Origin of the sequence: Bradyrhizobium sp. Tv2a-2, assembly GCF_000472425.1 — a bacterium.
Taxonomy (GTDB): domain Bacteria; phylum Pseudomonadota; class Alphaproteobacteria; order Rhizobiales; family Xanthobacteraceae; genus Bradyrhizobium.
Window position 1 is genome coordinate 125,196 of record NZ_AXAI01000002.1, and the last position, 22,029, is coordinate 147,224.

Here is a 22,029-nt window from a genome sequence, read left to right on the forward strand (position 1 = left end):
CCCTGACTCAGAGGAGATCGGCGACGGCGTTGCGGTAGCGGCGCATCGCGCCGACATGGTCGGTCATGCTTCGGCCGGCCATGCGCTTGTGGTGATAGCCGCCGAAGGTGTTGTGCAGCGTGACATGCGTGACGCCTGCCTTCTTCCAGAAGCTGATTTCCTCGCGCCAGTCCTTTTCGGTCCCCGTGCCGGTTGAGGTCCAGACCTCGATGCCAACCGACGCCGGATCGCGTCCCTCGGCTTCCACCAGGCGGCGCAGCTTGTCGAATTCCGCGACTGCCTTGGGTCCCGGCGGTTCAGACAGCATGATCCAGCCGTCGCCCCACTTTGCGGTCCGCTGCAGCGTCACATCCATGTGACCACCGAACCACAGCGGAATTCTGCGACGTGACGGCAGCGGATTGATCCCGGCGTCCTGGAGGCGGTGCCACTTGCCCTCGAACGTAACGTAGGGATCGGCCCACAGCGCGTTCATCACCTGGACCTGTTCCTCGGACCGCTTGCCCCTGTTGTGGAAATTCTCGTTGAGGCCGACGAACTCCAATTCATTCCAGCCCACGCCGATGCCGAACCGGAAGCGGCCGCCGCTGAGCACGTCGAGACTGGCAGCCTGCTTGGCGACCAGTACCGTCTGACGCTGCGCGAGGATCAGCACCTGGGTAGAGAGCTCGACCTTTTTGGTGCAGGCAGCGATGAAACCGAACGCCACGAAGGGGTCGTGGAACAGGCCGAGGCTACCCGCACGGCCGCTGGCGGGGTTGGCCGGGTTGCCGCCGAGCACGTGGTCCGCCAGCGTCAGGCCTTCGTAGCCTTCGGCCTCGGCGAGTTCAGCGAATTCGCGCACGATCGGGCCATCGCCACCGATATCGCCGAAAGGCAGGGCTATTCCAAGATGCATGGTCGCTTCCTTTTTGGCTGGTTGCCGGTTTCCCGCTAATCTATAGATTTCCGCGACGGGTAACCATGGCATCGGCATCGACCGGTGCCAGCCAGGAGACGTGCGGTGATCAAGCTCGGATACAAGGCATCGGCAGAGCAGTTCGCGCCGGGCAAGTTGCTGGGCTTCTCGTGTCTTGCCGAGGAGGTCGGTTTCGATTCGGTCTTCATCAGCGACCACTTTCAGCCATGGAAGCACGTCGACGGCCATGCGCCGTTCTCGCTGACGTGGCTGGGCGCGCTGGGTGCCAGAACATCGCGCGTCGTGATCGGGACCAGCGTGCTGACGCCGACATTCCGCTACCATCCTTCCATCGTCGCCCAGGCGTTCGGCACGATGGGCGTCATGTTCCCGGGACGCGTCGTGCTCGGCATCGGCACCGGCGAAGGATTAAACGAAGTGCCTTCGACCGGCCAGCCTTGGCCGGAATTCAAGGAGCGCTTCGCTCGCCTGCGTGAAGCCGTCGCGCTGATCCGGGCGCTCTGGACGCAGGAGCGGGTCAGCTTCGAGGGCCAGTACTACAAGACTGACAAGGCGACGATCTACGACCGCCCCGACACGCCGGTGCCGATCTATGTCGCGGCCGCGGGTGCCCTTGTGGCGCGTTACGCCGGCCGCGCCGCCGAAGGTTTCATCTGCACCAGCGGCAAGAACCCGGAACTCTATACCGAGACTTTGCTGCCGAAAGTCGCGGAGGGCATCGCGGCCTCGGAGGATCCGTCGCGGTCCTACGATCGCATGATGGAGGTCAAGGTGTCGTTCGACACCGACAAGGTGCGAGCGCTCGAGGACACCCGCCACTGGGCGGCGCTGGCACTGACGCCTGAGGAAAAGACGACGGTAGAGGATCCCGTCGAGATGCAGCGCCTCGCCGACGCGCTGCCGCTGGAGCGCGCCGCCAGTCGATGGATCGTGTCCAGCGACGCCGACGAGCACGTCGAGAGGATCGGTTACTATGCCGGTCTCGGCTTCCGGCATCTGGTGTTCCACGCGCCCGGACCCGACCAGGCGCGCTTCCTGAGGCTCTACGGCGAGCACGTGCTGCCGCGGCTGCGCAAGCGTTTCGGTTGAGTGCGCAGGATCGGCCGATGAAACGCAGCAACGTTGTCGAGATGCTTGCCGTCCCCGGCATTCCGCTGGTGCGTGAGGACGACGATCTCGTCGCCTTGATCGGCGAGGGGCTGGCGCAGGGTGGCCTCGTGCCTCGTGGCGGCGACGTCTTCGTGCTGACGCAGAAGATCGTGTCCAAGGCCGAGGGGCGCATGGTCGATTTAGCCACCGTCGAACCCTCGACCGAGGCGATCGAACTCGCCGGCAAGGTCCATAAAGATCCGCGCCTTGTCCAACTGATCCTGTCGGAATCGGTGCGCGTGGTGCGGGCAAGGCCGGGCGTTCTGATCGTCGAACACCGGCTGGGTTTCGTGATGGCCAATGCGGGCATCGACCAGTCCAACGTGGCCTCACCCGATGATCCCCAACGCGCACTGCTACTGCCGGTCGATCCCGACGGCAGTGCGGACATATTGAGGAAGCGCCTGTCGCTGAGGTTCGGGGTGCCAGTGGCGGTGATCATTAGCGACAGCTTTGGCCGTGCCTGGCGGCGCGGTACCTGCGGCGTCGCGATTGGCGCAGCCGGTTTACCGTCTCTGATGGACCTGCGAGGCTCGCCCGATCTGTTCGGCCGCGAGCTTCAGGTCAGCATCACCGGGCACGCCGACGAGATCGCGGCTGCAGCGTCGCTCGTGATGGGGCAGGGTGCCGAAGGCCAGCCTGTCGTGGTCGTGCGCGGTCTGACATGGCGTGGTCCCGACAATAGTGCGTCCGAGCTGGTGCGCCCAGCCGAAGAGGACATGTTCCGATGAGCAAACGACTTGTCGTGGCACTGTCCGGCGGAGTCGGCGGCGCCAAGCTGGCGCTCGGTCTGAGCCGCGTCCTGCCGGCCAACGAATTGCTCGTGGTCGCCAACACCGGCGACGATTTTGAGCATCTTGGACTGAGCATCTCGCCCGATATCGACACGCTGACCTACGTCCTCGCGGGCATCGACAATCCCGCCACCGGCTGGGGCCGGCGTGACGAGACGTGGTCGTTCATGGACAGCATCGGCGCGCTCGGCGGCGAGGACTGGTTTCGGCTCGGCGATCGCGATCTCGCGCTGCATGTCGAACGCACCCGGCGCCTCCGCCTGGGGCAGACACTGTCGGAGGTGACCGCCGACATCTGCCGGCGCCTCGGCATCGGTCCCCGCGTGGTGCCGATGAGCGACGACCGCGTGCGGACCCGCGTGCGCTCCGACGCGGGCTGGATCGACTTCCAGGACTACTTCGTACGCCAGCAGTGCAGGCCGGTTGTCCATGAGCTGGCTTTCGACGGCGTGACACTCGCCCGGCCGCATGCCAACATCGTGGCGGCGCTGCGCTCGGGCGAGGTGCGGGCCGTGATCATTTGCCCGTCCAATCCTTTCATCAGTGTCGAGCCGATCCTGGCGATCCCCGGCATGCGCGATGCGATCAAGGCCAGCGGCGCACCGGTTGTCGCGGTGTCGCCAATCATCGGCGGGCAGGCCGTCAAGGGCCCGACCGCGAAGATGATGCGCGAGCTCGGCCTCGAGGCCAGTGCCGCCGGCGTCGCCGCACGCTATGGCGACCTGCTCGATGGCTATATCGTAGATCACGCCGACGCCGATGGGGTCGGCAATGTCGGCGCGCGGGTCACGATCGCCAGAACCCTGATGAAAAGCCTGCAGGATCGGGAGACGCTGGCGCGGGTGGCGCTCGCCGCGGCGGATGCACTGGCCTCGCAGCGATGAGCGACATCTGGGCGGTCATTCCGGTCAAGGAGTTCGATGGCGCCAAGCATCGGCTGTCGGGCCTGCTGGCGCCGTCAGAACGCCGTCTTCTCGCCGAGACCATGCTGACGGACATGCTCGAGGCCGTTGCCGGCTCCCGGCTTCTGGCCGGCGTGCTGATCGTCACGCTCGATCCACATGCGACGGCTCTTGGCGAAAAGATCGGTGCGCGGATCGTGACCGAGGGCGCGCGGGACGGACATACCGGCAGCGTGAACGCCGGCCGCCGCCTTCTCGCGCGCGAAAGGCGCGACGGCATGATCACGATGCCGGGAGACATTCCAGCCACCCGCTCCGGCGAAATCGACGCGGTATTATCGGCGCATCTCGCCGCGCCCTCCTTCACGATCTCGCCGGCGCATGACGACCTCGGATCCAATGCTGTCGTCTGCTCGCCGCCGGAATCGGTGCCGCTTCGCTTCGGCGACAACAGCTACTTTCCGCACCTCGATGCCGCGCGCCGTCAGGGCATTGAGCCGACGGTGATCCGTAAGCCCGGAATTGCAATGGATATCGACCATCCGATCGATTTGGCGCTTTTCCTGCGTCTGCCGCAATCAGCGGGCACTCGCACTCGCGCGCTCCTCGACGAATTTGGCGTTCCCGCGCTGCTGGCCGCGCGCGGCATCGCCTAACAGACCGCCGTTTTCTTGCGCGGCGGCGTCTGCACGATCGGCTCCAAGTCGGCCGCGGTCATGGATGCCGCACGACGGTGTTCTGGCACCGGCCGATAGAGAGTGTCGCGTTGCATCGGTTCGCGGCCGATCGAGCGGATGAGCGCTTCCATCTGGTGCGGCGGAAACTCCTGACCGTGCTGGGTGCCGGCGGCGCGCGAGATGCTCTCGTTCATCAGCGTGCCACCGAGATCGTTCGCGCCCGAATTCAGGCAGACTGCCGCGCCGGCCGGCCCCATCTTCACCCAGGACGTCTGGATGTTGGGGATCATCGGATGCAGGACCAGGCGAGCGACCGAATGCATCATCACGGCTTCGCGGAACGTCGGGCCGGGGCGCGCCATGCCGAGGCGATACATCGGCGCTTCCATGTGAACGAAGGGCAGCGGCACGAACTCGGTGAAGCCGCCGGTTTCGGCCTGCAAGTCGCGGAGCGCGAGGAGATGTTTCGCCCACGAGCTCGACGTTTCGACGTGCCCGTACATGATGGTCGAGGTGGTGCGTAGTCCCGCCTTGTGGGCGGCGCGCTGCACGTTGAGCCACTGTCCGGTATTGATCTTGTCGGGGCAGATGATGGCGCGTATCTCATCTTCGAGGATTTCGGCCGCCGTTCCGGGCAGGGTGCCGAGACCGGCCGCCTTCAGCCTTACGAGGAACTCGTGGATCGCGAGTCCGAGCGTGGCCGCACCTTGCGTCACCTCCAGGGCCGAGAAGGCGTGGATGTGCATCTCCGGAACGACCGCCTTGATCGCCTGGCAGATCGCTTCGTACGTGGCGCCGGTATAGTCGGGATGGATGCCGCCCTGCAGGCACACTTCCGTCGCCCCGCGATCCCACGCCTCGATCGAGCGACGCGTGATCTCCTCGATGGCGAGATCATAAGGTGCGCCGCGCAGATCCTCGTGCGTGCGGCCTTTCGAGAAGGCGCAGAACTTGCACTTGAAGTAGCAGATGTTGGTGTAATTGATATTGCGGTTCACGACGTAACGCACGACGTCGCCACTGACCGCGCGTCGCAGCGCGTCGGCGGCCTGCGTGACGTACCGGTGGTCGGCGTCGCGTGCCGCGAACAGATGCACGATGTCGTTCGAGGCGAGCCGTTCGCCCGACGTAGCACGCTCGACGATTCTCGCGATGCGAGCGTCGACGATTCGGGCGAACGCCGGCGGCGCCGGCGGCGGCTTGGTGTTGCCGGGTGCCCAATCGTCGTCGCGCGCGAAGCCTTCGGCGTCGCTCATGCGCCGCGCGCGGATGGCAATGTCGGTAGCCAGCCAGGTATCGGCGGCGCGCACATAGGCGGGATAGATCGGCAGGCGGTTTACCAGCAGCTTGCCCGCGTCCGCGCTCTTGCGGGCGAGTTCGGCAATGGCAGGCCACGGCGCTTCGGGGTTCACGTGATCGGGCGTGACGGGCGAGATGCCGCCCCAGTCGTTGAGCCCCGCGCCGATCAGCTTTTGATAGACTCCGGGCGACAGATTTGGCGGGGCCTGGATATTCATGTCGGGCCCGAGAACGAGACGCGCCGTCGCGATGGTCCACAGCAGGTCGTCGAGATCCGGTTCCTGCGAATTGGCAAGCTTGGTGTCGGGCTTGGCCCGGAAGTTCTGGACGATGACTTCCTGGATGTGACCGTGGGCGGCGTGCAGGTCCCGGATGGCCTCCAGCGCGTCGATCCGCTCGTCGCGTGTCTCGCCGATGCCGATCAGGATGCCGGTCGTGAATGGAACCTTCAGTTCGCCGGCCAGACGCAGGGTTTCCAGCCTGACTGCAGGATGTTTGTCGGGAGAACCGTAGTGGACGCCGCCCTGCCGGCAGAGCCGCTCGCTGGTGGACTCCAGCATGATGCCCTGGCTGGCCGTCACCTCGCGCAGGCCGGCGATCTCCTCGCGCGTCATCACGCCGGGATTGGCATGCGGGAGCAATCCTGTCTCGCGCAGCACCAGCGCGCACATCGCGGTCAGATAGGAGATCGTGGTGTCGTGGCCGAGCGCCTTCAATCCGTCGCGCGCGGCCTGATATCGCAACTCGGGCTTGTCGCCCAGCGTGAACAGCGCTTCGGTGCAACCTGCGGCCGCGCCGGCACGAGCGATGCTCAGCACCTCGTCGGGGGAGAGATAGATGGGCTTGCCCGCACGCGGCACTTCCGCGAACGTACAGTAGTGACAGACGTCGCGGCAGAGTTTCGTGAGCGGAATGAAGACTTTGCGCGAGTAGGAAATCAGCCGGCCGTGGGCGGAATCGCGCAAGGCCGCGGCTTCCGCCATCAGTTGGGCGAGCGGAGCGTCGAACTGCTGCCGCGTCACCTGTCTACCGGTTGCCGTCATAATCCGTCGTTTCCGTCTTCAGAGGGGCGCATGTCGTCGCGGGACGCGCTTGCCGCCACCCGCTGATGGCCGCATGGTGTCGCATCGACGCCAGCGATGCAATACGAGGAGGGATGCAACAAATGCTGATCGGCTTCAACGCACCGACCGCCGGCCCCCTGTCGGCCGCGGATAACCTTTCGAAGATCGTGGTCGGTGGCGAGGCGTTGGGCTTCGACTACGCGACGTTCAGCGACCACGTGGTGATTCCGACCGCGATCGCAGCCGAATATCCCTATAGCGCCTCCGGGGAGTTCCCCAGCGGGTCCCGCGGCGAGCGGCACGAACAGCTGACGGAGATCGCCTGGATCGCCGCGAAGACGACGCGCCTGCGTCTCGTAACCTCCGTCATGGTGGTGCCGCATCGACCGGCCGTGCTGACCGCCAAGATTCTTTCCAGCATCGACGTTCTCTCTGGCGGCCGGTTGACGCTGGGTATCGGTGCGGGCTGGATGCGTGAGGAGTTCGAGGCCATCGACGCGCCGGACTTCGATGCGCGTGGAACGGTGACCGACGAATATGTGCGCGCCTTCGTCGAACTCTGGACGAAGGATGCGCCGAAGTTCGACGGCAAGCATGTCCGATTTTCCAACATCCTTCTTGAGCCAAAGCCCGTGCAGAAGCCGCATCCGCCGATCTGGGTCGGAGGCGAGAGCGGTCCGGCGCTGCGGCGGGCTGCCCGCATCGGCGATGCCTGGTATCCGATCGGGACCAATCCGCAGAATCCGCTCGATAGCCTGGCGCGTTTCAAGACCCAGGTGGACCGCCTGCGCAAGATGACCGCCGAAGCGGGGCGCGATCCAAAAGTGGTCGGCCTCAGCTTGCGTTGCACGGCGTTCGGTGAGACCGCGCCACCGCAGGCCAGTGATGGCGAGCATCGCCTGTTGGCCGGCGCGCCGGCGCTCGTCGCCGCCGACATCAGGGCGCTCCGCGACATGGGGGTTGGCTGCATCGATTTCGGATTCGGCGGCTCGACAGCCGACGAAGTCCTCGCCGGTATGCAGAAATTCAGAACCGAGGTCTTGCCGCTCGTCTAAATCGCGATGAGATTCGGTTGAATAGTCATCGCGCTTTAGGTCTTTGATTGAGCATGATCTTTTCGGAGAACCGCTACACTTCTCCGGATCATGTTTTAGCCTCTGCCGCCGGCTTAGCTGCCGAGCTGGCGGATCAACGTCGCCCAACGATCGAGTTCCGGCAGGATCGTATCGGCCTTGCCGGAATCGAGGCTGACCACCAGGCGCGAAACGCCGTCGTCGCGGTCGCGCTTGAGCATGTCGAGGTTCTCCTTGGCGCCCCAGATCGTGATCGGCATCGACGCCAGGTCGCGGCCGGCTTCAGCCGCCATCTCGCGGAACTTCGGCAGCAGGGCCTGCACGTCGGCATATTGGGTGCGTGCGCGGTGAGGCATCCAGCCGTCGCCGTAGCGCAAGGCCCGCCGCGCGCCGTGCGGGAAAGCGCCGCCGACGATGATCGGCGGGTGCGGTTTCTGGACCGGCTTCGGCCAGGCCATCATCGGCGCGAAGTTCACGAACTCGCCATGGTACTCGGCCTTCGACGCCGTCCAGATCACCTTCATGGCCTCGATACGCTCGCGTGCCAGCTTGTGGCGGCTCGCGAAAGCGGTGCCGTGGTTGGCCATCTCGTCCTCGTTCCAGCCGTTGCCGATGCCGAACAGGAAACGGCCGCCCGAGACCTGGTCGATCGAAGCGACCTGCTTGGCGGTCTGGATCGGGTCGCGCTGAGCGATCAGGCAAATGCCGGTCCCGAGCAGCAGCGTCTTGGTCACCGCCGCGGCGGCGCCCAGCACCACGAACGGGTCCATCACATCGTAGTACTTTTTCGGGAGATCGCCGCCGCTGGGGAAGGGCGACTTGCGCGTTAATGGAATGTGGGAGTGTTCGGGCACCCAGAGTGAATCGAAGCCGCGGTCCTCCAGCGCCCGCGCAAGTTCGGCTGGCGACATCGAGTAGTCGGTAAAAAACATGGCTCCGCCGATGCGCATCGTTCTCTCCCTCGTGGCGTCGCTCGCGGACCGGTTGGCCGGCGATGGATTTCGTCGTTATCTGTCGGTCGAGGCGACCTTCGGACGTCTCGGCCACCGCGCCGCCGCGCGCGGCAACACGTGCTCGATCAGCAAACGAGTCTGGGCCAGAATGGCGTCGTCATCGCCGCCCAATGGCCGCAAGATGAACTTCGACACGCCGACATCGACGTATTCGGCGAGGCGCGCGAGGATCGTATCAGCGTCGCCGATCGCAAACGCATGCGTGGCGTCGCGTCCGGTGCGTTTGGCGTAGGCATCCATCGCCCTGCCGACGACGGGCGTATCCTGGTTGCCGAAATGGAACGCGAAGCCGGCGCCGTAATGATCGTCGTCGATTGATCGGCCGGCTTTAGTAGCGGCGGCCTTGATCGCGGCTACGACGCGCCCCGCCTCGGCCGGCGGGTCGCCGCCAGCCTGCCAGCCGGTGCCGAAGCGCGCTGTGCGCCGGACCGCCGCGTCAGTCGAGCCGCCGATCCACATCGGCAGGTCGGGCTGCACGGGCTTCGGCGCGATTGAGACGCCCTTCAACTCGTAGAAGGCGCCGCTGAAGTCGACCGACTCCTCTCGCCACAGGCGGCGGATGATCTCGAGGCACTCGTCGGTCTTGCGACCCCGCGTCTTGGTGTCTATGCCGAGTGTCTGCCATTCGGGTGCCAGCGGGCTACCAATGCCGAAAGCCGGCAGCAGGCGGCCCTCGGACAGCACGTCAACGGTCGCACACTGCTTGGCCAGCAGCACCGGGTCGCGGAACGCCAGCGACACGACGTTCATGCCGAACCGCAAGCGCCGCGTGCGCCCCGCCAGGGCCGCCATCGTGGTCATCGATTCAAGGAACGGTTGACGGCCGACGATCCGGTCGGTCTGCCAGATCGAATCCACGCCGCCGGCCTCACACATGTCGATCCAGCGCCAATACGCCGCCGCGCCGGAAAACGGAAATTCCGCACAGCCCAGTCCGATTCCGACACCCATGCCCCGTCCCTTGTTCTGCTCTAGGCCGCGGCGGCGGCTTTGACGCGGGGCGCCACGTCGCGCACGAAGCGTTCGAGACTGCCGTTCATCTGGTCTGGCCGCATGCCCGGCGGCACCGCCCAGGTGACGAGGTCGGTGATGCCGTATTCGCGCACGAAGGACGTCAGTTCCTTCACGCAGTGCTCGACATTGCCGACCACCCACGTCTGCGGGATGCTGGCCTCCCGCGTGTTGCCCGAAACGCCGCCGGCCGCGCTCTCGTCCTTGTTGAAGCTGCGATAGACTTGTCCGCGATAGCGCTCGGCGGCGCGCACGGCCGGCCACTCTCGTTCGGCGTCGTCGGTTACGAGGCAGGAGCGGATGATGCCGACGCGATAGCTGTCGGGGTCGCGGCCCGACGCCTTCAGCGCCGCGCGCCACGGATCGAGCACCATTGACCGCGCACCCTGCGGCAGGAAGTTGCTGTCATTGCGTGCCGCGCGCTGCGCGCCGGGCTCCGACATCGCAGCGATCCAGAGCGGCGGCCCACCCACTTGCACGTAACGCGGCCTGATCACCACGTCGTCGAAATCGTAGCGCTTGCCGTGGAAACTGAACTTCTCGCCGGTGAAGCAAAGTCGCAGCACCTCGATTCCCTCGTCCGTCAGCGACACCCGGCGCGAGACGGGCAGACCGAAGCCGCGGAACTCGTGCGGTGCGTAGCCCATGCCGACGCCAACCTCGATGCGGCCATTACTGATATTGTCGAGCACGGCGAGGTCCTCGGCCAGCCGCAGCGGATGGTTGAACGGCAGCAGGCAGACGTCGCTCGACAGCCGCACACGCCTGGTACGCGCGGCGATCGCGGCCGCCATCGGTACCCACGACGGCAGGTAGCCGTCATCGAGGAAATGGTGCTCGGTAAACCACACGAGATCGAGCCCGAGCCCGTCGAGCATGGCTACCTGATCCATGATCGCGGCGTACAAGCTTGGCATGTCCATGCCTGATTCCGGCGTATTGCGGAAATCGTAGACGGTGCCAACGCGAAGGGGTGGACGCATGATGCTTGTTCTCCGCTCATCTCGATGTGCGCGTGGAGCACGAGCTAGTGGCGCGCTCCCGGAAGAGACCGCGCAGGGTTCACCGCGTGGCTGGCGCATTGTCCATCCGCCCGCTCGCAGCTCAGATCAGTCGTGCGGCCTTGGCCATCACCTCGATGGCCTCGGGCTGGCTCGATCGCACGCTGAGCGAATCCGCACCGCTGTCCTCCCAGGCGCGGTAGCGTTCGCGGATGCGGGCGGGTGGGCCGACCAGCGATTTCAGATCGACCCACTCGTCGGGCACGGTGGCGATGGCTTCTTCCTTGTGGCCGGCGAGATAGAGTTCCTGGATGCGCTTGGCGGCGTCGCCAAAGCCACGCCGAACCATGACGTCGTTGTGAAAATTCTTGGTCCGGTGACCCATGCCGCCCACATAGAGCGCCACCTCCGGCTTGAGCCGTGTCAGCGCCGCTTTCACGTCGTTGTCGACCTCGACATGGACGGAGGCCTGGATGGTGAAATCCTTCAGGCTCTTGCCGTTGCCGGCACGGCGGAAGCCTTCCTTCAGCCACGGGCCGTACTCCTCCATGGCGCCCGGCACGAAGCCCATCGGCAGCCAGCCGTCGGCGATCTCTGCCGTTAGCTTGACCATCGTTTCGCCGCCGGTTGCGAGATAGATCGGGATGTCGGGATTCATGTGCAGGATTGATTTCAGCGGCTTGGCCAGTCCGGCGGAGCCCTCGCCCTTGTAGGGCAGACTGATCTCGCGGCCTTCGTGTGTCACGGGGCCTTCGCGCTTGAAGATCTTGCGCATGATCGCGACGTAGTCCTTGACCCGATAATAGGGCCTGCCCCACGGTTGGCCGTACCACCCCTCGACGATTTGTGGTCCCGAGACGCCCAGGCCCGCTATGAAGCGGCCCCCGCCGGCCATCATGTCAATGCTGGCGGCCGACATGGCGGCATTGGCAGGCGTTCGCGCGGCCAATTGCATGATGCCGGTGCCGAGCTTGATGCGGCTGGTCCTGGCGGCCAGGAACGCGAGCGGCGTGATCGCATCGGAGCCATAGGCTTCGGCCGACCAGACCGAGTCGTAACCCAGTTCTTCCGCGCGCTGCACGAGTGCGACCGGCACCTCCAGATGTGCGCCCGAATGACCGATTGACAGACCAAGCTTCATCGTCACGTCCTCCGCGGCCCTAAGGATACGAAGGGCCGGGTCGCTTGAACAGTGTCGGCGAAGGCCGGGAGACTGCCATGAAGGGCGGCTCGCCGATGCGCTTGCCGCGCGCCATGATGGCGTTTGGAAGGCGCGATCCGGGAGTGCCAAATCGGCTCGCTCTTGAATCCGGATTTGGCCGATTCGGCGCCCGATGGTATATTCCCTGCAGCTTTAAACGGAGGGCACGATGGCTGAAGCGAAACTCGCGCCGAACCTGCCGGACTGGATGCTCGAGCACGCGAACCGCTATCTTGCTAGTGGCGGAACCGACGGGCATATGTACAAGGTAACCTTGCCCGAGCGAGGTGAGATCACGGCGCCAGCGCTGCTGTTGACCACCACCGGCCGCAAGTCTGGCGATAAGTTCATATTCCCGCTGTTCTATGGAATGGACGGCGGCAGTTACTTCGTGGTTGCCTCAAAGGGCGGCGCGCCCGAACACCCAGGGTGGTATCGCAACATTCTCGCGACGCCAGACGTCGAAGTACAAGTCGGGACCAAGAAGATGAACGCGCGGGCCAGGACAACGGAGGGCGAGGAACGCCGCCGGCTTTGGACAAAAGCGCTCGAATTCTGGCCGCCTTACGCCGACTATCAGCTCAAGACCGAGCGCGAGATACCGGTGGTCGTGCTGGACCCGGTCAATTAGGGTACGTGGCAGCGGGCAACCTCGGCGACGGTGCTGCGCGTACGGCTTTATCTCGCCGGCCTCGCCGGTTTCCATGGCGCATCGGAGTGAGAATCCGCGCTGGACTTCCCGCGATGATAATTCGACCATTGCGTCTGCTCTCCTAGCCCGCCAGAAATGAACGCGCATGAGATAGTCTTATCGAAGCCGGGCGCGGCCTTGCGAGAGACCCAATTCGTGTCCGTGACGAGATCGTCGGCCTGATTTGTCTCGATCTGCCCATTTACTTGAGCGCCAGCTACCAGCGTCCCGTTCAAGTCTCCGACCGACGAACATTCTCGGGCGCAGATCGAAGCTACAAAGACACTGTGAGGCTTGCGATGCTTGAGATCGGACTGTTCGACGCCATCTACTCCGCACGAGCGCTGCGCCGGCTCAAACCCGATCCCGTCCCAGACGAGATCATCACCCGCATTCTGGATGCCGCCATCCGAGCGCCCTCGGCGGGCAACACCCAGAACTGGGCATTCATCGTAGTGCGCGATGGCGAGCAACGGCGCCAACTGGGCATGATCTACCGCAAGGCTTCCGATATCGCGAGCGAGATGTACAAGGCGCGCAGTCGGCCTGCGCATATGACCGAAGAGCAGTATCGGCGCTTGATGACTTCCGGAGCATATTTGTGGGACCACATGGGTGAAGCGCCGGTGCTGCTGGTTCCCTGCCTGCAAGAGCGTGCCACGCCGGCGCGCGCAACGTTGCCGCCGTTTTTAGACGCGATGTATGAGCGAGAGCTTGCTTATGAACGGCGGATTCACGGGGCGAGCATCTATCCGGCTGTGCAGAACATCATCCTGGCATGCCGTGCGTTCGGATTGGGCACGTTGATTACGACCAACCACATCCGGTGCGAGGAAGAAGTTAAGGCGCTGCTCGGCTTGCCACCCGACGTATCGACCTACGCGTTAATGCCGATCGGCTATCCGCAGGGGAAATTCGGACCGCTGGCACGCAAACCGGTGAGCGAGGTGGCATATGTGGATCGTTGGGGCGTCGCGTGGCCGAGTTGATCGATGGTCGTGGGTGAGATCGTGGATCGCTTCGTATCCCAGCGCGGTGCAACGGCAGGTGGTCGCAAGATAAATCGTCGCAAAACAGGTCATTGCAAGGTTCCACCATGTTGCGCCATCGGCACGGGGTGTGCCTATTCAAAAGCCCGCTGCCGGCCCTTCACCCGGTCTTGAGCGAGGGATGTCTCCTTGCGGAATCTGTTACGTTCTGGCGACCGATAAAGAAATTCAGCGCCTGAACGAACTGAGCGCGCTGTGCGTATCGGGCGGGCGAGCGCCGAAGGGCGCTCGCCCGTAATGGCTAGATTTGCAGCGCTGCCGAACTGCTCAAGCCTGCCGCTTGGCCACTTCCGCGCCATAGCGCGCTCGGGCATCTTCGACGGCTTGCGCCTGTGCCGCCGCGAGGCTCTCGCGGACCTCCTTGGCGCGGCGCGCGGCATCAAGCGTTGCCTGCGCGTGGCCCTGGAACTGCGGCATCACCTCGCGTGCGATCAGTTCATAGCTGCGCATCGTTGCCGAAGGATTGGCCCAGTTGTGCGCCAGCAGGAGATAGGCGCCGAAGCCGCCGTTAGATTGTTGCCACAACCGCTCGATCTGGGCGGCGCACGCGTCCGGCGTGCCGATAGCACCGAGGCCTGAGCCGTTGATGAACTCAATCATTTCGGCGACGGAGTTGCCGACCACCGCCATTTGGGGGAATGCGGCGACCTGCTGGAAGTACCGGAACCAATGCTCGATGCCATATTCCACGTCGCGATACGCCTGTTCTTTGGTCTCCGCGATGTGGCACAGGCCAACAAGCCGCCACTTGCTCCGGTCGACGGTCTTGCCATGCGCCTTCGCCTCCGCACTCAGCACATCCCAGTGCAGCGCCAGGGCATCAAAGCCGGCGGCGGTGGTGGCGCCCACCGATAGCATGCCCAGGCCATATCGGCCGGCAAGCTTGGCGCCGGTCGGGGACGCTACGGCAGCGACAGCAACGTCGAACAGTGGATTGGAGTGAGGCCGCAGGTGCAGCCGCGCCTCGCGCAGGTCCCAGCGATCGTTTTTGAACGTGACCGGTTCGTCGCTGGTCAAAAGCTTGGTGATGATGGCAACGCCATCTTCCAGCAACCCGCGCGTCTGACTCTGCTGCAGCCCGATCATGGCGCCGTCGGTGGGTAACGAGCCTGGGCCGAGGCCGAGCATCGTCCGCCCCCGCGTCAAATGGTCAAGGAGGACGATGCGCTCAGCGACCCAAAGAGGGTTGTGGTACGAAACGCTGATCACCCCGGTGCCGAGTTTGATGTGACGCGTGCGCTCGGCTGCCGTCGCTATCATGATTTCCGGAGAAGCGGAGAGCTCGGTGCCAGCGGAGTGATGCTCGCCGAGCCACGCCTCATCATAGCCGCAGCGATCCAGCCATTGGATGAGATCGAGATCGCTCTGCAATGCGAGCGTTGGGTTGATGCCGGGCTTATGGAAAGGAGCGAGGAAAATGCCGAAGCGCAGGCGCTGAGTCATTGGGAAGGTTCCTCCGCTTTTATGATGGGGCCTTTGCTGGCCTCCTGATCCGGATCAAGCTGGCGCTTCATCCGCGGTCCCCCGATTAGGGGATTGGATCGACACGATAACCTCTCCCTGCAGCGAACTGCAAGACGTTGTTATTGCCGCAAAGCGGTCGTCCGCTCCAGCTTCCACGGTAGCAACGGGCCAGAGGCGAACATGACCCGATGCCTGCGCGATATCCACCTATCGCTCGAGCCCCCGTCGCTGACGCTGGCAAGCACGAATGAGCAAGTTAATGCGAACCAGGGTTTCGGCATGCGTAGCCGGAGACCTGCCGCTTGTCAGTCGCGGGAATAGGACGGTCCCGAGAGAAGCGGCACGTACGCGCTGAGCTTGCAATCCTGCACCGCGAGGCGAGCCGTCATCGGAAGCAGACGTGCCCGGTTCTCCCAAACTCAAATATGGCGATCACGGTGATCAAGGCAATATTTGGCACCATTTGCACATTCGAAACGTGCCCTCGTCGATGCGCGAATTCGTATCTTGGTGAGTGAACGCTTAGGAGCGCGAAAAAGGCCTGCTGGAAAATCGGACTGCGCGAGTCTGGATTCATCCAACAATTGAGATAACGTTGCTGTATCCGCAGCAAGCTGAAAAACGACACAGGGAGGAAATGATGCTCGACACCACGCTGAACGCGCGCATTCAGAGCTTTCTTGACAAATTTGATGCGGCACTTGCGGCAGGCGATATCGGCGCCGCGGTAGAGATGTTCGCGCCGGAATGCTACTGGCGCGATCTCGTTGCCTTCACCTGGAACATCAAGACCATGGAAGGCCGCGATCAAGTGCGACAGATGCTCAGCTCATGCCTTGCGCACGTACAGCCCCGCAACTGGAAAATCGCCGAGGGAGAAAGCGCAACCGAAACCGATGGCGTCACCGAATGCTGGATCTCGTTCGAGACTGGCGCCGCACGCGGCTACGGCCTGATCCGCCTGCAGAACGGCCATATTTGGACCCTTTTGACAACGTTGGTCGAACTGAATGGGTACGAAGAAAGGGCGGGGTATACCCGGCCGCTCGGAGCTCGGCACGGCGTCAATCCTGGCGCCAAAACCTGGAAGGAGCTGCGAGACGAGGAAACCGAGCAACTCGGCAACAAGACCCAGCCCTATGTGCTCATCATCGGCGGCGGGCAGGGCGGCATCGCACTCGGCGCGCGGTTGCGCCAACTCGGCGTGCCCACCATCATCCTCGAGAAAAACGAACGCGCCGGCGATTCCTGGCGCAGCCGCTATAAATCGCTCTGCCTGCATGACCCGGTCTGGTACGACCATTTGCCCTACATCGACTTCCCAAAGAACTGGCCAGTGTTCTCGCCCAAGGACAAGATCGGCGACTGGCTGGAGATGTACACCAAGGTCATGGAGCTGAACTACTGGACCGGTAGCACGGCCAAACGCGCGAGCTGGGACGACGCCAAAAAGGAATGGAACGTTGTGGTCGAACGTGGTGGCAAGGAGATCACGCTCAAGCCGAAACAGCTGGTGTTTGCGACCGGAATGTCCGCCAAGCCGAACATGCCACAATTCAAGGGCATGGACACATTCAAGGGCGAGCAGCACCATTCCTCGCGCCATCCAGGTCCCGACCGCTACAAGGGTAAGAGGGTCGTCGTGATCGGCTCTAACAATTCTGCGCATGATATCTGCGCCGCCCTATACGAGGCCGGCGTCGACGTGACCATGGTGCAGCGCTCGACCACCCATATCGTGCGTTCGGATTCGCTGATGGAATCGATCGCTGATCTCTACTCCGAACGCGCAGTGCGCGGCGGTATGACGACGGCGAAAGCTGATTTGATATTCGCCTCGTTGCCATACAAGATCCTGAATCAGTTGCAGAAGCCGGTCTACGACAAGATCCGCAAGGACGACGCCGATTTTTATGCAGGGTTGACGAAGGCCGGTTTCCGGCTCGACTTCGGTGACGACGATTCCGGGCTGTTCATGAAGTACCTGCGTCGCGGCTCCGGCTATTATATCGACGTCGGCGCCTCGCAACTTATCATCGACGGTAAGGTCAAGCTCGTGGCCGGCCAGGTCGAGGAAATCACGCCTAACGGCGTCAAGCTCGACAATGGCAAGGAACTGCCCGCCGATGTGATCGTCTACGCGACCGGCTACAGTTCGATGAACGGCTTTGTTGCCGATCTCATCAGCCGGGAAATGGCCGACAAGGTCGGCAAGGTCTGGGGGCTCGGCTCCAATACGACCAAGGACCCCGGCCCATGGGAAGGCGAACAGCGCAACATGTGGAAGCCGACGCAGCAGGAGGGCCTATGGTTCCACGGTGGCAATCTGCACCAGTCGCGCCACTACTCGCAGTTCCTCTCCCTGCAGTTGAAGGCGCGCTACGAGGGCATTCCGACGCCGGTCTATGGCCTGCAAGCCGTCCATCACAAGGCCTAGGGGCTTCATAACGCGCCGTGGGCTCGTGCAGTGGTCCAACAGCGCCCGGGCTTGGAGCGGCAATCAGGCTTTCGTTTCGAGACGCTGCGAACGGCAACGTGTGGGGCGGCCAACCATCCTGGCCGCCTCCTGCATTCCTTGCGTCTCAGATTCGCGCAGAGAGTGCGCACCTTGTTCGCGCCCAAACCCGATAATACCACAAGCGCCGCTTAGTTCGACCATCCTTAATCCGAAACTCAACAAATGTCGCGCTCTCTACGACCAGTCGTCGGCCCGTTTTCCGCAGTCGCGAAGGAGGGACGCGAAGCCGGGTAGCCGCCTCCTTCACAGCGCGCGTTTTCTACCCTACTCTGAATGCCTGAATGCTCTTGGTGCGGGATGTTCGGATGACCGCCCTTCAGACCGACCTGCCGCCCCCACACCCGCGTCCGGAAACTGCCGATGGTTGCGCTCCTTACCGCGCTCGGGGTTATCTACGGAGATGTTGCCGCGAGTCTGCTTTACGGTTTGAAGCAGGCGATTGCCGAGGGCGGGGGTCGCGCCTGAAACAGTGATAGGAGTCGTGTCCCCAATCTTATGGGTCATTTTCCTGATCGTTGGGCTCAAATACGCCATCCTGATCTTGCGCGCCGACAATACTCGAAGGATGAGGTTAGGACCCAACTCCATCTCGTTCTTCTAGGTGCCCGCTTCAAGAGCAGCACCTCAGGACGAAAGCCGAGATCAACTAAGGGGAAAACAGATATGTCAGCGAAAGAAGTCAAATTCGGCGTCGACGCGCGCGATCGCATGCTGCGCGGTGTCGACATTCTCGCCAACGCCGTGAAGGTCACCCTCGGCCCCAAGGGCCGCAACGTGGTGCTCGACAAGTCGTTCGGTGCGCCCCGCATCACCAAGGACGGCGTCGCCGTCGCCAAGGAAATCGAACTCGACGACAAGTTCGAGAACATGGGCGCGCAGATGGTGCGCGAAGTCGCCTCAAAGTCCGCTGACGCGGCCGGCGACGGCACCACCACCGCAACCGTGTTGGCGGCCGCGATCGTGCGCGAGGGCGCCAAGTCGGTTGCCGCCGGCATGAACCCGATGGATCTCAAGCGCGGTATCGACCTCGCGGTCGACGCGGTTGTTTCGGACCTCGGCAAGAACTCCAAGAAGGTCACCTCGAACGAGGAGATCGCCCAGGTCGGCACCATCTCGGCCAACGGCGATGCCGAGATCGGCAAGTTCCTTGCGGACGCCATGAAGAAGGTCGGCAACGAGGGCGTGATCACGGTCGAAGAAGCGAAATCGCTCCAAACCGAGCTCGACGTCGTCGAGGGCATGCAGTTCGACCGCGGCTATATCTCGCCTTACTTCATCACCAACGCCGACAAGATGCGGGCTGAGATGGAAGACGCCTACATCCTCATCAACGAGAAGAAGCTCTCCTCGCTGAACGAGCTGCTGCCGCTGCTCGAGGCCGTGGTGCAGAGCGGCAAGCCGCTCGTCATCGTCGCCGAGGACGTCGAGGGCGAGGCGCTCGCCACTCTGGTCGTGAACCGTCTGCGTGGCGGCCTCAAGGTCGCCGCCGTCAAGGCGCCGGGCTTCGGCGACCGCCGCAAGGCCATGCTGCAGGACATCGCGATCCTAACCGGCGGCCAGGCGATCTCGGAAGACCTCGGCATCAAGCTCGAGAACGTCACCCTCAACATGCTTGGCCGCGCCAAGAGAGTGATGATCGACAAGGAGAACACCACGATCGTCAGCGGCGCCGGCAAGAAGGCCGACATCGAGGCGCGCGTGGCGCAGATCAAGGCGCAGATCGAGGAGACCACCTCTGACTACGACCGTGAGAAGCTGCAGGAGCGTCTGGCCAAGCTCGCGGGCGGCGTCGCGGTGATCCGCGTCGGCGGCTCGACCGAGGTCGAGGTCAAGGAGCGCAAAGACCGTGTTGATGACGCGATGCATGCGACCCGCGCAGCAGTCGAGGAAGGCATCCTGCCGGGCGGCGGCGTCGCCCTGCTTCGTGCCTCCGAGCATCTCAAGGGCATTCGCACCAAGAACGACGACCAGAAGACGGGCGTCGAGATCGTGCGCAAGGCGCTGTCGTGGCCGGCCCGCCAGATCGCGATCAACGCCGGCGAGGACGGCTCGGTCGTGGTCGGTAAGGTCCTGGAGAAGGAACAGTACGGCTATGGCTTCGACGCACAGACCGGCGAGTACGGTAACCTCGTCAGCAAGGGCATCATCGACCCGACCAAGGTTGTCCGTGTGGCGATCCAGAACGCGGCGTCGGTTGCGGCGCTCCTGATCACCACCGAAGCGATGGTCGCCGAGCTGCCGAAGAAGGCCGCGCCCGCGGCCGGCATGCCTCCGGGCGGCGGCATGGGTGGTATGGACTTCTAAAGCGCGATGGGATCAGGTTGAATCGCCACCGTGCTTTAGCTTTTTGATTGAGCATGATCTTCTCGGAAAACCGCTACACACTTTTCCGGATCATGCTCTAAGTTCGACCGTTCAGCGCGCAAAAGAAAGAAGGGCCGGCGGTAATGCCGGCCCTATCTGCATTAGCCTGGCCACACGACCATCTCGGCGACGATAGCTGCATGGAGATGACCGCTCTCCAGGGATGAAGGTCATTCTCGCCAGTTTAATGATCTCAGATTCACTTCAGATTGCCCGATAAAACACTACTCCTCGAGTGTGAAGCCAACTCGCAAAGTGACCTGGTAATGTCGGATAGACCCATTTTCGATATGGCCTCTCGTTTGCACGACTTCGAACCATTTCATCTCGCGAATGGTCTTTGATGCGCGGGTGATGGCGTTTTGAACGGCATCTTCGATACTTTTTTCGGAAGATCCTACGAGTTCTAGAATCTTATAAACATGATCCTTCATTTCGATTGCTGGCATGGCGAACCTCCGCTGGTGAGCCAGTCTGCTACTTGACGCCACTTAGCGCGTCTCTACGAGCCCCCCGCAGTCGGCCAATTGGTACGCCGCACGCCCTATTGGCAAAAAACGCAACGGCACCCGAGGCAAGCGAGCACGCAGCGAGAAAGTAAAGGGCAATTTCAAAACTATTGGTCGAATCCTTGATCCAGCCCACGATGAAGGGGCCGACATAGCCTCCGAGATTCCCGATTGAATTGATCAGCGCGATGCCGCCGGCCGCAGCGGTTCCGCTCAGGAATATCGAGGGAAGCGGCCAAAAGGCAGGTCGTACGCCGTAGATCCCGGCGAGAGCGAGCGACATCGCCGCGAGCGACCAAAAGGAGGTTCCGAGCAATCCGGCAGCCACGAATCCAATAGAGCCCATCACCGATGCGCTGATCAGGTGCCATCGACGCTCCGGCCTTCGATCGCTCGACCAGCCCCAGACCAGAAGCGCGATCATGCCAACGAGAAAGGGGATCGCCGACGCAACGGACGTCATCAGATTGGACAGGCCGAGACCCTTCACGATTTGCGGCATGAAGAAGCTCGCCCCGTAGCCAGCCGTGACAGTCAGCACCCAGATGATCGAAAGGTTGATGACACGTGGGTCCATCAATGCCTTGCCGAGAGTCAATCGCTCGCGCGCTTCGAGCCTGTCTCGTTCCCCGGCCAACTCCCTTTCCAGCCATTGGCGCTCGTCGGCGGCAAGCCAGCCTGCGAGGGAGGGGCGATCGACCATGACTCGCAGCACGACGAACGACAAAATGACTGCTGGCGTTGCTTCGATGAGAAAAACCCACTGCCAGCCTCGCAGGCCGAGGACTCCGTTCATTTCGAGAATTGCGCCGGACACGACATTCGAGAGCGCGTTCGCGCCCGGCACGGCGAGGAACAGGGCCGCGATGATGCGGCCTCGATATCGATCAGGGAACCAGTAAGTGAAATAGAGCACAATGCCCGGAAAAAAGCCGGCCTCGGCAACGCCGAGCAGAAAGCGAAGCACAAAAAAGCTTTTCGGTCCGGCGATGAAGGCGCATGCCGCGGACAAAATCCCCCAGGTAAACATGATCCGGGCGATCCAGAGCCGCGCGCCCACACGCTCTAGAATAAGGTTGCTCGGGACCTCGAAAAGAACGTAACCCAAGAAGAATATGCCGGCCCCGAGGCCGTAGGTGAAGGCGCTGAAACCCAGATCCTTGTTCATGGTCAGTGCCGCCACGGCGATATTGGCGCGATCGACATAGGCCACGCAATAAGCGACTAAGACGAGCGGCAAGATGCGCCAGCATATCTTCTTGATGATCGCGGTTTCAAATGCCTTCGGCGCATCCATGGGCGCTCTCCGAAAAAAGGCAGCAGATAAAATA

20 protein-coding genes are annotated in these 22,029 nt (G+C 63.2%); 11 read left to right on the forward strand and 9 right to left on the reverse strand.

What is annotated here, in order from left to right:
* Nucleotides 1-7: 7 nt before the first annotated feature.
* Nucleotides 8-898 carry an LLM class F420-dependent oxidoreductase gene (locus A3AI_RS0104130; RefSeq protein ID WP_024514352.1) on the reverse strand — a complete coding sequence of 297 codons (891 nt, stop codon included), beginning with the start codon at nucleotides 896-898 and terminating at the stop codon, nucleotides 8-10.
* A 105-nt stretch (nucleotides 899-1,003) separates the two neighbouring features.
* Here A3AI_RS0104130 and fgd point away from each other — a divergent pair, with 105 nt between their 5' ends.
* The 4 genes from fgd to cofC are packed head-to-tail and all read left to right on the forward strand — an operon-like array spanning nucleotide 1,004 to nucleotide 4,420.
* Nucleotides 1,004-2,008, forward strand: a complete 1,005-nt coding sequence (gene fgd, locus A3AI_RS0104135; RefSeq protein ID WP_024514353.1) for a glucose-6-phosphate dehydrogenase (coenzyme-F420) — start codon at nucleotides 1,004-1,006, stop codon at nucleotides 2,006-2,008.
* Nucleotides 2,009-2,025: 17 nt separating this feature from the next.
* The gene (gene cofE / locus A3AI_RS0104140) at nucleotides 2,026-2,799 is read left to right on the forward strand and encodes a coenzyme F420-0:L-glutamate ligase (protein WP_024514354.1); all 774 of its coding nucleotides are present in this window, start codon (nucleotides 2,026-2,028) and stop codon (nucleotides 2,797-2,799) included.
* Nucleotides 2,796-3,746: a 2-phospho-L-lactate transferase gene (gene cofD, locus A3AI_RS0104145; protein WP_024514355.1), complete on the forward strand. Its 951-nt coding sequence runs from the start codon at nucleotides 2,796-2,798 to the stop codon at nucleotides 3,744-3,746. The genes cofE and cofD overlap by 4 nt, the downstream gene beginning before the upstream one ends.
* A complete protein-coding gene (gene cofC, locus A3AI_RS0104150; RefSeq protein WP_024514356.1) occupies nucleotides 3,743-4,420 on the forward strand; it encodes a 2-phospho-L-lactate guanylyltransferase in 678 nt (225 codons plus the stop codon). Before cofD ends, cofC begins: the two co-directional genes overlap by 4 nt.
* Here cofC and cofH read toward each other — a convergent pair.
* Complete coding sequence (gene cofH, locus A3AI_RS0104155; RefSeq protein WP_051382285.1) at nucleotides 4,417-6,783, reverse strand: 5-amino-6-(D-ribitylamino)uracil--L-tyrosine 4-hydroxyphenyl transferase CofH; 2,367 nt, start codon at nucleotides 6,781-6,783, stop codon at nucleotides 4,417-4,419. The genes cofC and cofH overlap by 4 nt on opposite strands.
* A 113-nt stretch (nucleotides 6,784-6,896) precedes the next feature.
* Here cofH and A3AI_RS45105 point away from each other — a divergent pair, with 113 nt between their 5' ends.
* The gene (locus A3AI_RS45105) at nucleotides 6,897-7,859 is read left to right on the forward strand and encodes an LLM class F420-dependent oxidoreductase (protein WP_198030056.1); all 963 of its coding nucleotides are present in this window, start codon (nucleotides 6,897-6,899) and stop codon (nucleotides 7,857-7,859) included.
* 113 nt (nucleotides 7,860-7,972) lie between these two features.
* On the opposite strand, the gene A3AI_RS0104165 is transcribed toward A3AI_RS45105, so the two are convergent.
* The 4 genes from A3AI_RS0104165 to A3AI_RS0104180 form a co-directional block, all read right to left on the reverse strand.
* The gene (locus A3AI_RS0104165; protein WP_024514359.1) at nucleotides 7,973-8,827 is read right to left on the reverse strand and encodes an LLM class F420-dependent oxidoreductase; all 855 of its coding nucleotides are present in this window, start codon (nucleotides 8,825-8,827) and stop codon (nucleotides 7,973-7,975) included.
* A gap of 57 nt (nucleotides 8,828-8,884) precedes the next feature.
* Entirely contained in the window at nucleotides 8,885-9,841 is a 957-nt protein-coding gene (locus A3AI_RS0104170) for an LLM class flavin-dependent oxidoreductase (protein WP_024514360.1), read from the reverse strand.
* A gap of 20 nt (nucleotides 9,842-9,861) precedes the next feature.
* The gene (locus tag A3AI_RS45110) at nucleotides 9,862-10,884 is read right to left on the reverse strand and encodes an LLM class flavin-dependent oxidoreductase (protein WP_051382286.1); all 1,023 of its coding nucleotides are present in this window, start codon (nucleotides 10,882-10,884) and stop codon (nucleotides 9,862-9,864) included.
* Nucleotides 10,885-11,005: 121 nt separating this feature from the next.
* Complete coding sequence (locus tag A3AI_RS0104180) at nucleotides 11,006-12,043, reverse strand: LLM class F420-dependent oxidoreductase (protein ID WP_024514362.1); 1,038 nt, start codon at nucleotides 12,041-12,043, stop codon at nucleotides 11,006-11,008.
* 229 nt (nucleotides 12,044-12,272) lie between these two features.
* On the opposite strand from A3AI_RS0104180, the gene A3AI_RS0104190 reads away from it, so the two are divergent.
* Together A3AI_RS0104190 and A3AI_RS0104195 are read left to right on the forward strand one after the other, a co-directional pair.
* On the forward strand, nucleotides 12,273-12,734 hold the full coding sequence (locus A3AI_RS0104190; RefSeq protein ID WP_156927624.1) for a nitroreductase family deazaflavin-dependent oxidoreductase: 462 nt from the start codon (nucleotides 12,273-12,275) through the stop codon (nucleotides 12,732-12,734).
* A gap of 359 nt (nucleotides 12,735-13,093) precedes the next feature.
* Complete coding sequence (locus A3AI_RS0104195) at nucleotides 13,094-13,783, forward strand: nitroreductase family protein (RefSeq protein WP_024514364.1); 690 nt, start codon at nucleotides 13,094-13,096, stop codon at nucleotides 13,781-13,783.
* A 327-nt stretch (nucleotides 13,784-14,110) separates the two neighbouring features.
* Here A3AI_RS0104195 and A3AI_RS0104200 read toward each other — a convergent pair whose 3' ends face one another.
* Complete coding sequence (locus A3AI_RS0104200) at nucleotides 14,111-15,286, reverse strand: LLM class flavin-dependent oxidoreductase (RefSeq protein ID WP_024514365.1); 1,176 nt, start codon at nucleotides 15,284-15,286, stop codon at nucleotides 14,111-14,113.
* A 661-nt stretch (nucleotides 15,287-15,947) separates the two neighbouring features.
* On the opposite strand from A3AI_RS0104200, the gene A3AI_RS0104205 reads away from it, so the two are divergent.
* The 4 genes from A3AI_RS0104205 (at nucleotide 15,948) to groL (ending at nucleotide 20,129) form a co-directional block, all read left to right on the forward strand.
* A complete protein-coding gene (locus tag A3AI_RS0104205) occupies nucleotides 15,948-17,744 on the forward strand; it encodes an NAD(P)/FAD-dependent oxidoreductase (protein ID WP_024514366.1) in 1,797 nt (598 codons plus the stop codon).
* 441 nt (nucleotides 17,745-18,185) lie between these two features.
* Nucleotides 18,186-18,290 carry a KUP/HAK/KT family potassium transporter gene (locus A3AI_RS49210; RefSeq protein WP_245286827.1) on the forward strand — a complete coding sequence of 35 codons (105 nt, stop codon included), beginning with the start codon at nucleotides 18,186-18,188 and terminating at the stop codon, nucleotides 18,288-18,290.
* Nucleotides 18,291-18,306: 16 nt separating this feature from the next.
* On the forward strand, nucleotides 18,307-18,426 hold the full coding sequence (locus tag A3AI_RS47220; RefSeq protein ID WP_198030057.1) for a hypothetical protein: 120 nt from the start codon (nucleotides 18,307-18,309) through the stop codon (nucleotides 18,424-18,426).
* A 62-nt stretch (nucleotides 18,427-18,488) separates the two neighbouring features.
* On the forward strand, nucleotides 18,489-20,129 hold the full coding sequence (gene groL / locus A3AI_RS0104215; RefSeq protein WP_024514367.1) for a chaperonin GroEL: 1,641 nt from the start codon (nucleotides 18,489-18,491) through the stop codon (nucleotides 20,127-20,129).
* A gap of 284 nt (nucleotides 20,130-20,413) precedes the next feature.
* On the opposite strand, the gene A3AI_RS0104220 is transcribed toward groL, so the two are convergent.
* Both A3AI_RS0104220 and A3AI_RS0104225 read right to left on the reverse strand, forming a co-directional pair.
* A complete protein-coding gene (locus A3AI_RS0104220) occupies nucleotides 20,414-20,638 on the reverse strand; it encodes a dodecin (RefSeq protein ID WP_024514368.1) in 225 nt (74 codons plus the stop codon).
* Nucleotides 20,639-20,666: 28 nt separating this feature from the next.
* Nucleotides 20,667-21,995: an MFS transporter gene (locus A3AI_RS0104225; protein WP_024514369.1), complete on the reverse strand. Its 1,329-nt coding sequence runs from the start codon at nucleotides 21,993-21,995 to the stop codon at nucleotides 20,667-20,669.
* Nucleotides 21,996-22,029 lie beyond the last annotated feature (34 nt).